General features: G+C 59.8%; 14 protein-coding genes. 5 read left to right on the top strand and 9 right to left on the bottom strand.

Annotation, left to right across the window (positions count from 1 at the left end):
* Nucleotides 1–12: 12 nt before the first annotated feature.
* The gene (locus ABIA48_RS16700) at nucleotides 13–606 is read right to left on the bottom strand and encodes a YceI family protein (RefSeq protein ID WP_310056186.1); all 594 of its coding nucleotides are present in this window, start codon (nucleotides 604–606) and stop codon (nucleotides 13–15) included.
* A 32-nt stretch (nucleotides 607–638) separates the two neighbouring features.
* The gene (locus tag ABIA48_RS16695; RefSeq protein WP_007981670.1) at nucleotides 639–1,190 is read right to left on the bottom strand and encodes a cytochrome b; all 552 of its coding nucleotides are present in this window, start codon (nucleotides 1,188–1,190) and stop codon (nucleotides 639–641) included.
* 770 nt (nucleotides 1,191–1,960) lie between these two features.
* On the opposite strand from ABIA48_RS16695, the gene ABIA48_RS16690 reads away from it, so the two are divergent.
* A complete protein-coding gene (locus ABIA48_RS16690; protein WP_429490051.1) occupies nucleotides 1,961–2,239 on the top strand; it encodes a hypothetical protein in 279 nt (92 codons plus the stop codon).
* 378 nt (nucleotides 2,240–2,617) lie between these two features.
* Here ABIA48_RS16690 and ABIA48_RS16685 read toward each other — a convergent pair whose 3' ends face one another.
* A complete protein-coding gene (locus tag ABIA48_RS16685) occupies nucleotides 2,618–4,384 on the bottom strand; it encodes a flavin monoamine oxidase family protein (protein ID WP_429490050.1) in 1,767 nt (588 codons plus the stop codon).
* A 223-nt stretch (nucleotides 4,385–4,607) separates the two neighbouring features.
* Between ABIA48_RS16685 and ABIA48_RS16680 the strand changes: the two genes are divergently transcribed.
* Together ABIA48_RS16680 and ABIA48_RS16675 are read left to right on the top strand one after the other, a co-directional pair.
* Nucleotides 4,608–6,014 carry an adenosylmethionine--8-amino-7-oxononanoate transaminase gene (locus ABIA48_RS16680; protein WP_429490048.1) on the top strand — a complete coding sequence of 469 codons (1,407 nt, stop codon included), beginning with the start codon at nucleotides 4,608–4,610 and terminating at the stop codon, nucleotides 6,012–6,014.
* A 144-nt stretch (nucleotides 6,015–6,158) separates the two neighbouring features.
* Nucleotides 6,159–6,878, top strand: a complete 720-nt coding sequence (locus ABIA48_RS16675) for a 16S rRNA (uracil(1498)-N(3))-methyltransferase (RefSeq protein ID WP_429490046.1) — start codon at nucleotides 6,159–6,161, stop codon at nucleotides 6,876–6,878.
* A 101-nt stretch (nucleotides 6,879–6,979) separates the two neighbouring features.
* On the opposite strand, the gene ABIA48_RS16670 is transcribed toward ABIA48_RS16675, so the two are convergent.
* Genes ABIA48_RS16670 through ABIA48_RS16660 form a run of 3 tightly spaced genes read right to left on the bottom strand, consistent with a single transcriptional unit; the run spans nucleotide 6,980 to nucleotide 9,531 of the window.
* Nucleotides 6,980–7,882, bottom strand: coding sequence for a transporter substrate-binding domain-containing protein (locus ABIA48_RS16670; RefSeq protein WP_429490044.1), 903 nt, complete (start codon nucleotides 7,880–7,882; stop codon nucleotides 6,980–6,982).
* A gap of 29 nt (nucleotides 7,883–7,911) precedes the next feature.
* Nucleotides 7,912–8,262 carry a RidA family protein gene (locus tag ABIA48_RS16665; RefSeq protein WP_007987754.1) on the bottom strand — a complete coding sequence of 117 codons (351 nt, stop codon included), beginning with the start codon at nucleotides 8,260–8,262 and terminating at the stop codon, nucleotides 7,912–7,914.
* Between the two features lie 27 nt (nucleotides 8,263–8,289).
* Entirely contained in the window at nucleotides 8,290–9,531 is a 1,242-nt protein-coding gene (locus tag ABIA48_RS16660; protein WP_429490041.1) for a D-amino acid dehydrogenase, read from the bottom strand.
* A gap of 109 nt (nucleotides 9,532–9,640) precedes the next feature.
* On the opposite strand from ABIA48_RS16660, the gene ABIA48_RS16655 reads away from it, so the two are divergent.
* Nucleotides 9,641–10,558 (top strand): LysR family transcriptional regulator, encoded by a 918-nt coding sequence (locus ABIA48_RS16655; protein ID WP_429490039.1) that lies wholly within the window; start codon nucleotides 9,641–9,643, stop codon nucleotides 10,556–10,558.
* 121 nt (nucleotides 10,559–10,679) lie between these two features.
* Here ABIA48_RS16655 and trhA read toward each other — a convergent pair whose 3' ends face one another.
* Nucleotides 10,680–11,297: a PAQR family membrane homeostasis protein TrhA gene (gene trhA, locus ABIA48_RS16650; protein ID WP_007987759.1), complete on the bottom strand. Its 618-nt coding sequence runs from the start codon at nucleotides 11,295–11,297 to the stop codon at nucleotides 10,680–10,682.
* A gap of 131 nt (nucleotides 11,298–11,428) precedes the next feature.
* On the opposite strand from trhA, the gene ABIA48_RS16645 reads away from it, so the two are divergent.
* Nucleotides 11,429–12,343 carry a LysR family transcriptional regulator gene (locus ABIA48_RS16645; RefSeq protein ID WP_007987761.1) on the top strand — a complete coding sequence of 305 codons (915 nt, stop codon included), beginning with the start codon at nucleotides 11,429–11,431 and terminating at the stop codon, nucleotides 12,341–12,343.
* A gap of 111 nt (nucleotides 12,344–12,454) precedes the next feature.
* Here the strand turns inward: ABIA48_RS16645 and madM are convergent, their stop codons facing one another.
* The gene (gene madM, locus ABIA48_RS16640; RefSeq protein ID WP_429490037.1) at nucleotides 12,455–13,219 is read right to left on the bottom strand and encodes a malonate transporter subunit MadM; all 765 of its coding nucleotides are present in this window, start codon (nucleotides 13,217–13,219) and stop codon (nucleotides 12,455–12,457) included.
* Nucleotide 13,220: 1 nt separating this feature from the next.
* Nucleotides 13,221–13,637, bottom strand: a complete 417-nt coding sequence (gene madL / locus ABIA48_RS16635; protein ID WP_310056150.1) for a malonate transporter subunit MadL — start codon at nucleotides 13,635–13,637, stop codon at nucleotides 13,221–13,223.
* Nucleotides 13,638–13,669 lie beyond the last annotated feature (32 nt).

Genomic DNA, 13,669 nt, shown 5'->3' with positions numbered 1-13,669 from the left:
TCGAGGCGATAGTTACTTCGCTTTGATACCTTCAAAACTGACGTACAGATCGACGGCGTCAGACTGTGGACCCAGGTCCATCATCTTGCCGAAATCGGAACGCTTGATGCTGGTAGTGCCCTCGAAGCCTGCACGGTAGCCGCCCCATGGATCCTTGCCTTCACCCAGGAAAGTGGCCTTGATCACGACTGGCTTGGTTACGCCAGCAATCGTCAGGTCGCCGGCCACGTCGGCCGTGTCTTTGCCAGCAGCGTTTTTACCGGTGGCTTTAACGCTGGTGGACACGAACGTGGCCTTGGGGAAATCAGCCACTTTCAGGAAGTCTTTGCTGGAGACGTGCTTGTCACGTTCGGCGTTGTTGGTGAAGACGCTGGCGGGGTTCACGTTGAACTCGATCTTGCTGTCTTCAGGCTTGGCGGCGTCGAAGCTGAACTTGCCGTCCATGGTCTTGAAGGTACCGGTGATGTAGCTGTAGCCCAGGTGGCTGATCTTGAAGTTGACGAAGGCGTGCTGGCCTGTTGTGTCTACAACGTAGTCCGCAGCCATCACATTAGCGGACAGCAGGGCCGAACCGATTGCCAGGGCGGCGAGAGTCTTTTTCAACATGCTTTGTTTTCCTAGGGAGTCGAGGTTGAACTTCAGGCTTTGCGACCCAGCATTCGCTTGAGGGTCACATCACGGTCGATAAAGTGGTGCTTCAATGCTGCCAACGCATGGAGTACGGAAAAAATTACCAGCACCCACGCCAGGTAGAGGTGAATCGCACCGGCGTTATCTGCCTGGTCCGGTAGTCCGGAAATCAGGGCAGGCACTTCAAACCAGTCAAACACCGGAATCCCGGCACCTTCTGCGGTGGAAATCAGGTAACCGGCAATCATCACAGCGAACAGACAGAGATACAAAAAGGCATGGCCGAACTTGGCGCCCAGACGCGTCATGCGGCTGTAGCTGGGCAAAGTGGGTGGCGGTGGGCTGATGAAACGCCACAACACCCGCAGCACCATGACGCCCAGCAAGATCAAACCAATGCTCTTGTGCAGATCCGGCCCGGTCTTGCGCCATGGGTCGTAATAGCCGAGGCCGACCATCCACAGCCCGAGGGCGAATAAACCGAATACGGCCAGTGCCACGCCCCAGTGCATGAAGATACTGACCCAGCCGTAGCGGGAGGTAGAGTTACGTAGCTGCATTGCCTAGATCCCTGTAAGTGCTGGCCCAAGACTATCGAGTTATCCATCGAATTAAAGCCGAAAATTTCGCTTTGAAATATCGAGAAATACGATCAAGAGTCTGAAATAGGCAGGTTAAGGAAAGATTAAAGTCGAAATTGTGAGAAAAAGTGAATACAAACCAGAGAACACCTATATCAAAAGCTTTATTCGATTTCTGGTCCCGGTTTTTCTCCAGGCAAAAAAACGCGGCTCTTGAGCCGAATGCTGATCGGTTAAGGATTTTGTGGGAGCGAGCTTGCTCGCGATGGGCTCAAGAACACCGCAGGTACCCAGTGGGTCTGCATCATCGTTAACGACCATCGCGAGCAAGCTCGCTCCTACAATGAGTGACGGCGCAACCTTCACCGAACCGGAACCCTTGATGGCGGCCGTCGCCTTTTCTGTTTCACGCGAACCTGTGATGTAGGTTTTTTAGCAAAGATATAAATATGTATAGCCACTTCCGTTTTTTAACCTGATTGAATGAGGGCTCAACAACTCATTGACTAAGGTAAAAATATGGCTGTTACTTACACCCCCCTTTCAAGCAAGCGGCTCGCCGTTGCTGCCTCCCAATCAAAGGATGTCACCGGGGCAGTACCTTATGTCCGCGAACGGACACTTTAGATTGGTATTGCAAGCTGATGGAAATCTGGTCATTAAAAATGATGAAGACTGTAGTCTGGGTTGTAGATAGCAATTAGCCTTATAGCCGAACTACATACCCCAAAAGAATGCGGGAGCCTCTGATGTTTGCAATCAGTAATAGTAGCTTTCTCTATGAACCGTCCAGAAGGCGCTTATGGATTGCTGAAAGCACGCACAGTATTGATAAATCGCTTTGGTACAACGCTTGTATGGTCATGCAAGATGACGGAAATCTAGTCATTTACGATGGGCGGACGGGCAGTCTGTGCTGGGCTCGCTTTGGATTCGTCCCTGGCCGCATTCCAAAACCAAATCCGGTCAAGATTTTATTTGAAGATAAGGAAATAAAAACTTTGAAATTCTCATTAGGCCCTCTTTAACCATGCAAACCATTTACACCCTTAAGAACTTTTGAAAACCGGAGGTGGTTGTAAACAATCAGGATCGTACGGATTTATCTGGCATTTATAGGCCAGCTCATGGCCGTATCCCTTAGGAAACCATTCGCTACTTACACAGCCAGAAAGTACTATCAACATGATTATTACTGCTAGTGATTTCATATATTCTCCCGTCATCTGAAGAACATAAAGTTAAAGATCAGGGCCCAGCTATCATTTAGTTCCGAATCTTTTGTGGGAAGCTTCTGATGCATCGCCGCAGCATGTAGGACCGCGCAGTAAAAACCGGATGTTTCATGTTCGATGGCAAAAAAAAAGCGCGGCCCTGGGGTCGCGCTTTTTTACGCCTGAACGTTACTACGCCTTGGCATCCGTTGCCGGAGTCGCCGCAGGTTTAGCCGCTGGTTTCTTCACCGGCTCGGCTTTCCTGGCCGGTGTCTTGGCCGGGGCTTTTTTCGCTTCGGTCTTGGCTGCCGGTTTCGCCGGGGCTTTGGCCGGAGCCTTCTTGGCTGACTCGGCTTTTACCGGTGTCGCAGGCTTCGGTGCTTCCACCGGTGCCGGCGCGGCGGCCGGGGCTGGGGCTGGCGCCGGAGCAGGCGGTGCAACAGGCTCAGGTGCCTTGACCGGTTCCGGCTTCTTCTCGTCATCCGAGCCGCCGAACAGGTTGCTGAAGAAGTTGCCCTTCTTCGCCACCACCGCGCCAGCACCCGCCGCTGCGGCAGCTGCCGGAAGCACTTTCGCCGGTTCAAACGACTTGCCGGCCGCCAGGTCTTCAACCTGGCTGGCTGCACGCTGACCGGTACGCAATGCACCTTCCAGGGTGCCCGGGTACAGGGTGTCAGTGTGTTCGCCGGCGAAGGTTACACGCTGGACCGGACGTTCCCACAGGCGCCAGAATTTGCTGATCTGGCCCGGACCGAAGGCCAGGTAGGCACCGCCAGTGGACGGGTCGGTGCTGTAACGACGGATTTCATAACCGGTGAACGAACCGCGTGCCTGTGGATAGAACGTGTGCAGGCGGATCAACACCTGATCGACCATCTGCTTGTCGCCGAACGCCTGCATCACCCGCGCGTTGTCGCCGGACAGGTTGATCACCACGTTGGCACCGCCCTTCAGGGCAGGCTCGATCCACAACATGCCCAGGCCGGTGTTGCTGTAGACCTCGCCGGACATGCGCGCCTTGCTTTCCCACACCGGCGTCTTGAACTTCAGCATGATCTGGTCACGCCAGCCGTAGTTGGTGCCTTTGATCGCCGCCAGGTGCTGGGCGTCCAAAGCCGGGGTCATCTGAATCTTGTTCAGGGCGCGCAAGGGTACGGCCAGCACCACGTAGTCAGCCTGATAGCTGACGCTGTCGACTTTGACGGTCACGCCGTCCTTGTCCTGAATGATCGCCGAGACCGGAGAGCTGGTCTTGATGGTCTTCAGTTGTTTGACGAAGGCCTGCGCCAGCACCGGGCTGCCACCGACCAGACGCGAAGCACGCAGGTCACGATCGGAAACGCCACGGTAAACGCGGCTCTGCTGCGCGTAATACAGCAGCGACAAGCGCGAAGGCTCGTCGTAGCGGGTACGGATCTCCTGGTTGATCAGCTGGCGCGCGGTGGCCGGCAGGTTCTGCTTGTCGAGCCAGCTCGACACGTTGACCTGATCCAGCGCGTGCAAGGTGTTGTTGGCGGCCGGGTTCTGCGGGTCATCGATCGAACGCGCCAGGTCGTCGAGGGTTTTCTCGTAACGCTTGAGCGCTTCGGCAGTGGCCGGCTCCTTGGTGGCAAGATCGGCAGCGCTGTAATACACGCCGTCGATCAGGTAGCCAGGGGTGCGCACGAATTCAGGTGCCGGCGTGGTGCTCAGCTTCAAGTTCGAAACGTACTTGTTCAGCACCGGTTGGGTCTTGTCATTGCCGATCCACTCGCTGGTGGCCATGCCGGAACGACCGCCCAGGCTCGACTTGGCTTCCAGCAGGGTGACCTGCCAGCCCTTGTTCTGCAGCTCGTACGCGGCAGTCAGGCCCGACAGGCCGCCGCCGACCACGATCGCGGTTTTATCCTTGGCCAGCGCAGACACGCTGAACAGCCCCAACATCACCAGCGCACAGGCGCGCAGCCAACCGACAGACATTCAGCGAACTCCGGAATTACACGAGGAAAACAGCAGTTTTTGCGAGCCAGACGGCCCAAGAGCCGCGAAGGATACGTTAGCCTTCAGACGCCCGCCAGCAACGTCTATCGGCCTGGACAAAGCAGCTCATTCGACACAATGGGTTGTTCCCGTGGCACGCATTGCATAGGCTTGCGCGATTGTTTGTCCGCGCGTCTCACGGACCGCCTCCAGGAGAGTGAAAATGGGCCTGAATAATCAGTGGATGCAACGCGATCTCGCCGTGTTGTGGCATCCCTGCACCCAGATGAAAGATCACGAACAACTGCCGCTGATCCCGATCAAGCGCGGTGAAGGCGTGTGGCTGGAAGACTTCGAGGGCAAACGCTACCTCGATGCGGTCAGTTCCTGGTGGGTCAATGTGTTCGGGCACGCCAACCCACGGATCAACCAGCGCATCAAGGACCAGGTCGATCAGCTCGAACATGTGATCCTTGCCGGCTTCAGCCATCAACCGGTGATCGAACTGTCCGAACGCCTGGTGAAGATGACGCCGGAAGGCCTGACCCGGTGCTTCTACGCCGACAACGGCTCATCCTGCATCGAAGTCGCGCTGAAAATGAGCTTTCACTACTGGCTCAATCGCGGTCAGCCGAACAAGAAACGCTTCGTCACCCTGACCAACAGCTACCACGGCGAAACCATGGCGGCGATGTCGGTGGGCGACGTGCCGCTGTTCACCGAGACCTACAAAGCGCTGCTGATGGACACCATCAAGGTGCCGAGCCCGGACTGCTACCTGCGTCCCGAGGGCATGAGCTGGGAGGAGCATTCGCGCAACATGTTCGCGGCCATGGAACAGACCCTGGCCGAAAACTACGACACGGTCGCAGCGGTGATCGTCGAGCCGTTGATCCAGGGCGCCGGTGGCATGCGCATGTATCACCCGGTGTACCTCAAGCTGCTGCGTGAGGCCTGCGACCGCTACGGCGTGCACCTGATCCACGACGAAATCGCCGTCGGCTTCGGCCGCACCGGGACGATGTTCGCCTGCGAACAGGCCGGTATCCGCCCGGACTTCCTGTGCCTGTCCAAGGCCCTGACCGGCGGCTATCTGCCGCTGGCGGCGTGCATGACCACCGACGAGGTCTACAGCGCGTTCTACGACGACTATCCAACCCTGCGCGCCTTCCTGCACTCCCACAGCTACACCGGCAACCCGCTGGCGTGTGCGGCGGCCCTGGCGACGCTGGATATTTTCGAAGAAGACAACGTCATCGAGAACAACAAAGCCCTGGCGCAACGCATGGCTTCCTCCACTGCGCACCTGGTCGATCACCCGAATGTCTCCGAGGTGCGTCAGACCGGCATGGTACTGGCCATCGAGATGGTCAAGGACAAGGCCACCAAAGAAGCCTACCCATGGCAGGAGCGCCGTGGCCTGAAGGTGTTCCAGCACGCCCTGGAGCGCGGAGCCTTGCTTCGTCCATTGGGCAGTGTGGTGTATTTCCTGCCGCCGTATGTGATCACCCCGGAGCAAATCGATTTCCTTGCCGAGGTGGCAAGCGAAGGGATCGACATCGCCACCCGTGACAGTGTCAGCGTGGCGGTGCCGAAAGACTTCCATCCGGGGTTCCGTGATCCGGGCTGATTGTTTTTATCTGCACTGTTGTGGTGTCAGGGCTGACGCCTTCGCGAGCAAGCCCGCTCCCACAGTTGACCGCATTACCCTGTGGGAGCGGGCTTGCCCGCGAAGGCGCCCATAAGACCTACACACGAATTACAGAGACCCAGCATGAGACTGTCCCGCTTCTTCATCGACGCCCCCTTGAGCACCGGCGAGCACGAATTGCCCGAAGCCCAGGCCCATTACATCAGCCGTGTGCTGCGCATGGCCGAAGGCGATGCGTTGCAGTTGTTCGACGGCTCGGGCCAGGAGTTTCGCGCCAGGCTGGTCGAGGTCGGTAAAAAGCGCGTCGTGGTGCAGATCGATGAAAGCTTCGCCGGGCAAATCGAATCGCCGCTGCAAATCCATCTCGGCCAGGGCCTGTCCCGAGGCGAGCGCATGGACTGGGCGATTCAGAAAGCCACGGAATTGGGCGTCAACGAAATCACCCCGATCTTCACCGAACGCTGCGAAGTCCGGCTCAAGGACGAGCGTGCCGACAAACGCCTGCTGCACTGGCGCCAGGTGGCGATCAGCGCGTGCGAGCAGTGCGGCCGTTCACGGGTACCGGTGATTCATCCGCCACTGTTGCTGGCTGACTGGTTGAAGCAGACGCAAGCCGGGCTGAAGCTGGTCCTGCACCCGGTGGCCGAGCCGCTGGTGAGCCACGCCAAACCTTCAAGTCTGGCATTCCTGATCGGTCCGGAGGGTGGTTTGTCCGATGCCGAAGTCGATCAGGCCAAGTCGACCGGATTCCATGCAGCACGGCTGGGTCCGCGGGTGTTGCGTACCGAGACGGCGCCGGTTGTTGCACTGGCTGTGGCCCAGCAACTATGGGGTGATTTCTAAGCCGCCTTCGCGAGCAAGCCCGCTCCCACATTGGAACGCATTCTGTGGGAGCGGGCTTGCTCGCGAATGGCCGCGACACGGCCTAGAGGCCGATCTGGCTGCTACTGCACCGGATCGCTCACCGGCTTGGCAATGATCGCCTTGAGTTCGCTGGTCATCGGGAATTCAAGGTTCAAACCCTTCGGTGGGATCGGCTGCTCGAACCAGCGTTTGTAGATGCCATTGATCTCGCCCGAACTGTACAGATCCGCCAATGCGCCGTTGACCAGCGCCAGGAACTGCGGATCATCCTTGCGCACCATGCAGCTGTAGATCTCCCGTGATTGCTCCTCCCCGACCACCACCCACTTGTGTGGGTCATGGGCCTTCGCGCGCTCGCCGTAGAGCAGCGCATCGTCCATGTAGAATGCCGCCGCCCGGCCCGATTGCAGCATCTGGAAAGCTTCGCCGTGGTCTTTGGCACTGATCACAAACATGTCGATCTTGTGATCGACGTTGTAGCTTTTCAAGAAGCGCTCGTTGGTGGTGCCGGCGGTGGTCACCACGTTCTTGCCGCGCAGGTCGGCGAAGCTCTTGATCCCGCTGTCCTTCGCGGTCAGCAACTGGCCTTTGACGTAGATAAAGCCGTAGGAGAACGCCACCTGTTTCTGCCGTTCGGCGGTCACGCCGGTGGAGCCGCATTCCAGGTCAACGGTGCCATTCTGCACCAGTGGAATGCGGGTCTGCGAGGTCACCAGGTTGTACTTCACCTTCAAGTCCGGCAGCGCCAGTTGCTGCTGGATGCGCTCGACGATCTTGCCCGCCAGATCCACCGAGTAACCCATCGGCGTGCCGCTGTGATCACCCACGTAGGAGAACGGCACTGAAGCATCGCGATAACCCAGGGTGATGCTGTTGGCGCTGGCGATCTTGCTCAGGGTGCCGGTCAGCGGCGCTTCATTGGCCTGAACCTGACTGCCGAGCAACAGGCCAAGCGTACAAGCGAGCAACGTGACTTTTTGCATTGTTATTCTCCGTTGTGGGTGTTGGTTTATCAGACGCGTGCAGCGATGACGGTGATTTCCACCAGCACCTGCGGGCGGGCCAGTTCAGCCTGCACAGTGGTGCGGCTCGGTGCCTGTCCCGGCGATAGCCAGGCCGACCAGACCTCGTTCATCGCGGCGAAATCCTCGGTGATGTTCTTCAGGTAAATGGTCGCGCTGAGCAGATGATCCTTGTCGCTGCCCGCCTCGGCCAGCAAGGTCTCGATTTTCGCCAGTACTTCGCGGGTCTGGCCGCTGGCATCCAGAGCATCGCCCGGCACCTGCCCGGAGAGAAACACCAGGTCGCCAAAGGTCACGGCGCCAGACAGGCGCGAGTTGCTGTGCAGTCGGGTAATGGTCATTGCAGTGTCCTCCTCAGAAATAAGAATTCAGGCAGCCCGGTGGTTGAAACCCTGCAGGTCGATGGAAGGCCGGCGCTCGCCGATCAGCTCACTGAGCAAACGCCCGCTGCCGCATGCCAGGGTGAAACCCAGTGCGCCGTGGCCGAGGTTGAGCCACAGGTTGCGGTACGCCGTCGCGCCCAGCAACGGCACGCCGTTGGGGGTGGCCGGGCGCATGCCGGCCCATTCGACGGCTTCGCCATAGGCGCCGGCATTTGGAAAGGTGTCATGGGCCTGGCGCTTGATCAGCGCCAGGCGCTTGGGGTCCAAGGCAGGGTCGAAGCCGACAATGTCGACCATCGCCGCCACCCGTAATTGCTCGCCGAAGCGCGCATAGACGATCTTGCGGTCGTAGTCGGTGATGCTTACGTCGGGTGCCCGGTGACCGGCGCCGATCGGCACGGTCAGGCTGTAGCCCTTGAGCGGATAAAGCGGCAGTTGCAGTCCGGGCAGCGCCAACAGCGGACTGCGGTGGCCGGCGGCGATCACCAGTTGATCGACCGGCACTACTTGCTCGCCCAGTTCGATGGCGTTGACGCTGCCGTTACTGTGACGAATGCCAGTCACCGCTTGCCCGAGACGAAACTCGCAACGGCCGGACGCTTGCAGCCGGGCGGCCAATTGCTGGCAGAAACCGTGGCAATCGCCGACCTCTTCGTCCGGGGTGTAGATCGCCCCGACAAAGGGCGCATCGATCAGCGCCGGTTCCAGTTGTGCGCATTCGGCCGGCGACAACACCTGCTGTTGCTGCGGATCGGCCAAACCCTGGCACGCACGCTCGAAGCTGCTGTTCTGGCGGAAAGTCACCAGTTTGCCATTGCGCCGCCACTGGAATCCTGCCAGTCCATCGTCCTCGCGCCAGGACTTCAAGGTGTCCTGGCTGAACAGCGCCAAACGCAGCAAGTGCGCGGCGTTCTCACGGTTGACCGAACGCCGGCAGGCGCCGAGGAACGACGCCATCCAGCGCCACTGGGCCGGGTCGAAGCGCGGACGCAGCTTCAGCGGTGAATCGCCGCGCAGCATCCAGCCGATGGCCTGCAAAGGCACACCGGCGTCGGCCAGGGGCGCGACATAGCGATAGGACAACTGACCGCCGTTGGCGAAACTGGTTTCGCTGCCCAGCGAGTTCCGGGCCTCGACCACCGTCACCTCCAGGCCGTCGCGCACCAGCGCATAGGCCGTTGCCAGGCCAATCACGCCGCCTCCGATGATGCACACACGCTGAGCCATGTCCGTCCTTAAAAGCGTTGTGAAGACGAGGCCAAGGTTAGAGCCAGGTGACAGGCGTTGAACAATGCATAAAGATGGCAAACCCATAAACAAAGGTTATGGACTTGCCATGCGCCTTCGTCACATCGAGATTTTCCAGGCCATCCGCCAAACCGGCTCGATCAGCGCTGCCGCGCAATTGCTGCACGTCTCGCAGCCGGCGGTGAGCAAGGTGTTGCAGCACGCCGAGCAACAATTGGGCTTTGCGCTGTTCCTGCGAGTACGCGGCAAATTGCAGGCGACGCCAGAAGCGCTGGAGCTGGAGCGCGAAGTGGACAAGGTCAGCGAAAGCCTGCAAGGCGTGCGACGCCTGGCGCAGAGCCTGCGCCGCGAGCCCGGCCACAGTTTGCGCATCGGTGCCACCCCGGCGCTGGCCCTGTCATTACTGCCGCCGGCCATTCACGAATGGACCGGGCGTTACCCGGACATCGTCTGCGAACTCTCCAGCGCCCACAGTCGCGAACTGGTGCAGAACCTGTTAATGCGCGAAGTGGATGTCGCCCTGACCCTGCAATGCCCGGATCACCCAGGGCTCAAGGCCCAGGCGCTGGCCTCGGGGGTGCTGGTGGCGCTGGCGCCCGACGGTTTCTGGCCGGCGGCCGACGCCGGCCAGCCACTGCCGTTGATGGCCCTGGCGAATGCGCCGCTGATCGGGCTGTCCAGCGCCGATCCGTTGGCCGCGCGGCTCGACAGTTATCTGGAAGCCGTCGAGCCGCCGCCCCGGATACGCATCGCCGTACAGACCTATTCACTGGCCCGGGCCATGGTGGAATCCGGTGCCGGCCTGGCGGTGATCGACCCGTTCACCGCCCTCGGCGCATCACCGGGCACCACGACCATCCGCCCGCTGGCCCCGCCACTGCCGATCACCCTGTACGCCGTGACTCGCGCCAGCGAACCACTGCCGCACACGCTCAATGACCTGTTGCAGATCTTCAGCCGCCGCGCCCGGGAGCAATTGGAGAACCTGAGTCCTGCGCAACCCTGAAGCCTGATGAACAACCTGTGGGAGCGGGCTTGCCCGCGATGGCGGTGGATCAATCAACATTTCGAGCGACTGACACGCCGTCATCGCGAGCAAGCCCGCTCCCACAGAGGACTGTGGTGATTTACAGGACGTAGAACAGGATCGCCACAAAGTGCAGCAGGCTCCCGGCGATCACGAACAGGTGCCAGATCCCGTGGGCATGTCGCAACCGATGGTCGAGGGCGAAAAAGATGATCCCCACGGTGTACAGCACGCCGCCTGAGGCCAGCCAGGCAAACCCGGCGGTGCCCAGCGCCGCGAGCAACGGCTTGACCGCCACCAGTACGATCCAGCCCATCACCGCGTAGATCACGATCGACAGAATCCGCGCTTCGGAACGCGGCTTGATCTCTTGCAGGATGCCGATCAGCGCCAGACCCCAGACAATCCCGAACAACGTCCAGCCCCATGGCCCGCGCAGGGTCACCAGGCAGAACGGCGTGTAGCTGCCGGCGATCAACAGGTAGATCGAGAAGTGATCGACCTTCTGCATAATCTCTTTCTTGCGCCCGCGCACGCTGTGGTACACGGTCGAAGCGCTGTAAAGCACCAGCAAGGTAAAGGCGTAGATCGCCATGCTGACAATCTTCCACGGACTGCCGTCGAGACTGGCCAGCACAATCAGCCACACCCCTCCGACAAACGCCGCCACTGCCCCGACCAAATGCGTCCAGGCGTTCAGTTTTTCCCCGTGATACATGCGTTGCTCACCTCGAATTTCATTGCTGCAGAGCGCAAGGCTCAGGCTTCAAGTGTAAAAGCGCAATGTTTCTGTACGACGCACCCGGTGTAATTGGGCACAATCGAGTCATTCCAAAAAGAGTCCGCCCCATGCTGATCGATGAAGAGTTGACCCTGAAAAAACTCGAGGTGTTCCTGGCCTTCATGCGCACCGGCAACCTGGCGCGGGCGGCCGCCGAGTTGCAGACTAGCAACGTCAGCGTGCATCGGGCGATCCATTCCCTGGAAAGCGCCCTGCGCTGCCCGTTGTTCAAGCACGAAGGCCGCAGCCTGACGCCGCTGGAAAGCGCTTATGTGCTGGAAGAGCGGGCGCAGAAGCTGATTCAGGACGTCGTCGAAAGTGTGCGCCTGACCCGCGAAGCCGCCGGGTTTTCGGCCGAACGTTTCAAACTGGGCTCACTGTATTCCCTGACGGTGAAGACCGTGCCACAGCTGATCATGGGTTTGAAGATCCGCCGCAGCGAGCTCAACATCGACCTGATTCTGGGCTCCAATATCGACCTGCTCTACAAGCTCAAGAACATGGAAGTCGATGCGATCCTGGTGTCGCTGGACGACACCGTCAATGACCCGGATTGCGAACAGATCCCACTGTTTTCCGACGACATTTTCCTCGCCACACCCGCCGACTCGAAGTTTGCCCAGCGAACCGAAGTCGACCTGGCCGAGGTCCGCGACGAAACCTTCATCACCCTGACCCAGGGCTTCGCCACCCATCAGGACGGCAAGCGGGTTTTCGAGCAGGCGGGGTTCGAGCCGAAGGTGGCGATGCAGGTCAACGACATCTTCACCCTGCTGAGCATGGTCAGTTCAGGTGTGGGTTATGCGTTGCTGCCGGGGCGGATTGCGGCGGTGTACGAGAACCGGGTGAAGCTGATCCCGTTGCAGGAAAAGTACCGCTTGCAGCAACACATTGGCGTGGTGTTCCTCAAGGCCAAGGAGCGTGATCCGAACCTGCTGGCGTTGCTGGCGGAGTGTCGGATGTATGCCAATCGCCAGGCTTGAAACCGGGTCGCGCCCTTCGCGAGCAAGCCCGCTCCCACATTCGACCGCGTTCCAAATGTGGGAGCGGGCTTGCTCGCGAAAGCGTCAGGCCCGACAACTCAGCCCCTGAACCTAGCCCACAATCCCACGAACAATGAAGAACAACAGCGAAGGCCCGAGCAAGCACCCAAGCCCGGTGTGAAAAGTCGCGGTCAACGCGCCATAAGGCACCAGGCGCCGATCCGTCGCCGCCAGCCCCGCCGTCACGCCGCTCACAGTGCCGGCCAGCCCGCCAAACACCATCGCCGAGCGCGGGTTATCCAGGCCCATCCAGCGCGCCGCCATCGGTGTACCGACCATCACCAGAATCGCTTTGATCAGGCCGGTGGCAATCGACAACGCCATCACATCCGAGGTTGCACCGATTGCCGCACCAGTCACCGGGCCGACGATATAAGTCACGGCTCCCGCGCCAATGGTGGTCATGCTCACCGCGTCGCGGTAACCGAACACCCAAGCCATGCACGCGCCGACGATAAACGGCAGCACCGTGCCCAACAGCAGCGCGATCACGCCGATCAAACCGGCCTTTTTCGCTTCGGTGGCCTGCACCTCGAATGCCGTGGCGACGATGGCGAAGTCCCGCAGCATCGCGCCGCCCATCAACCCGATGCCGGAAAACAGCGTCAAGTCGGCCAGGCCTTTTTGCCCGCCGGTCATCGTGCCACCGACCCAGGCCAGTACCAGGCCGATGACGATAGCAATGGCAGAGCCGTGAATCCGTCCGAAGGTCAGGCGTTTGGAGAGAATTACCGACACCCACATGATGATGCCAACGAAAGCGAATGCGGTGACCAGACTGTTAGTTGCCAGGCCTTTCTCAAAGAGTTCCCACATATCAGCGACCTCCTGCCGGTGCGCCGGTCGGTGTCACTTCCACCGATTCATCGGGCAAGGGTTCGCCTTTATGGGTCCGGCTGATCAGGGCAATGGTGCAACCGCAAACCACCACCGAACCGATTGCCGCCAGCACCGCCACCGGACCACCGTGCAGCGCCGTGACCACGTTTTGTTGCGCCGCCATCGCGACCACCACTGGAATGTACATGGCGCCCCAGAAGCCGACGCCCAACTCGCAATCCCTGGTCATGCCGCCATGCCTGTGCATCCACAGCCGTGCGCAAATCAGCAGGATCATCGCGATCCCGACGCCGCCAACGTTCGATTTCACACCCAGCAACACACCGAGCATGTCACCCATGATCACCCCTGCCAGCGTACAAATCGCCAACAGCGCCACACCGTAAATAATCATTGTTGTAGTCCTCAAAGTGCATTTCGAATGTT

The sequence above is a fragment of the Pseudomonas sp. S30_BP2TU TE3576 genome (assembly GCF_050436025.1).
Taxonomy (GTDB): Bacteria; Pseudomonadota; Gammaproteobacteria; order Pseudomonadales; family Pseudomonadaceae; genus Aquipseudomonas.
Note: the sequence above shows the minus strand (reverse complement) of the source record. Positions and strands in the feature narration are given on the sequence as shown.

Bases quoted from the DNA above. Each gene is read 5' to 3' on its own strand.
- ABIA48_RS16680 (WP_429490048.1), top strand. From the start codon at position 4,608: ATGGGCCTGAATAATCAGTGGATGCAACGCGATCTCGCCGTGTTGTGG.
- madL (WP_310056150.1), bottom strand. From the start codon at position 13,637: ATGATTATTTACGGTGTGGCGCTGTTGGCGATTTGTACGCTGGCAGGG.
- ABIA48_RS16675 (WP_429490046.1), top strand. From the start codon at position 6,159: ATGAGACTGTCCCGCTTCTTCATCGACGCCCCCTTGAGCACCGGCGAG.
- ABIA48_RS16665 (WP_007987754.1), bottom strand. From the start codon at position 8,262: ATGACCATTACCCGACTGCACAGCAACTCGCGCCTGTCTGGCGCCGTG.
- ABIA48_RS16690 (WP_429490051.1), top strand. From the start codon at position 1,961: ATGTTTGCAATCAGTAATAGTAGCTTTCTCTATGAACCGTCCAGAAGG.
- ABIA48_RS16685 (WP_429490050.1), bottom strand. From the start codon at position 4,384: ATGTCTGTCGGTTGGCTGCGCGCCTGTGCGCTGGTGATGTTGGGGCTG.
- ABIA48_RS16655 (WP_429490039.1), top strand. From the start codon at position 9,641: ATGCGCCTTCGTCACATCGAGATTTTCCAGGCCATCCGCCAAACCGGC.
- ABIA48_RS16660 (WP_429490041.1), bottom strand. From the start codon at position 9,531: ATGGCTCAGCGTGTGTGCATCATCGGAGGCGGCGTGATTGGCCTGGCA.
- trhA (WP_007987759.1), bottom strand. From the start codon at position 11,297: ATGTATCACGGGGAAAAACTGAACGCCTGGACGCATTTGGTCGGGGCA.
- madM (WP_429490037.1), bottom strand. From the start codon at position 13,219: ATGTGGGAACTCTTTGAGAAAGGCCTGGCAACTAACAGTCTGGTCACC.
- ABIA48_RS16670 (WP_429490044.1), bottom strand. From the start codon at position 7,882: ATGCAAAAAGTCACGTTGCTCGCTTGTACGCTTGGCCTGTTGCTCGGC.
- ABIA48_RS16695 (WP_007981670.1), bottom strand. From the start codon at position 1,190: ATGCAGCTACGTAACTCTACCTCCCGCTACGGCTGGGTCAGTATCTTC.
- ABIA48_RS16645 (WP_007987761.1), top strand. From the start codon at position 11,429: ATGCTGATCGATGAAGAGTTGACCCTGAAAAAACTCGAGGTGTTCCTG.
- ABIA48_RS16700 (WP_310056186.1), bottom strand. From the start codon at position 606: ATGTTGAAAAAGACTCTCGCCGCCCTGGCAATCGGTTCGGCCCTGCTG.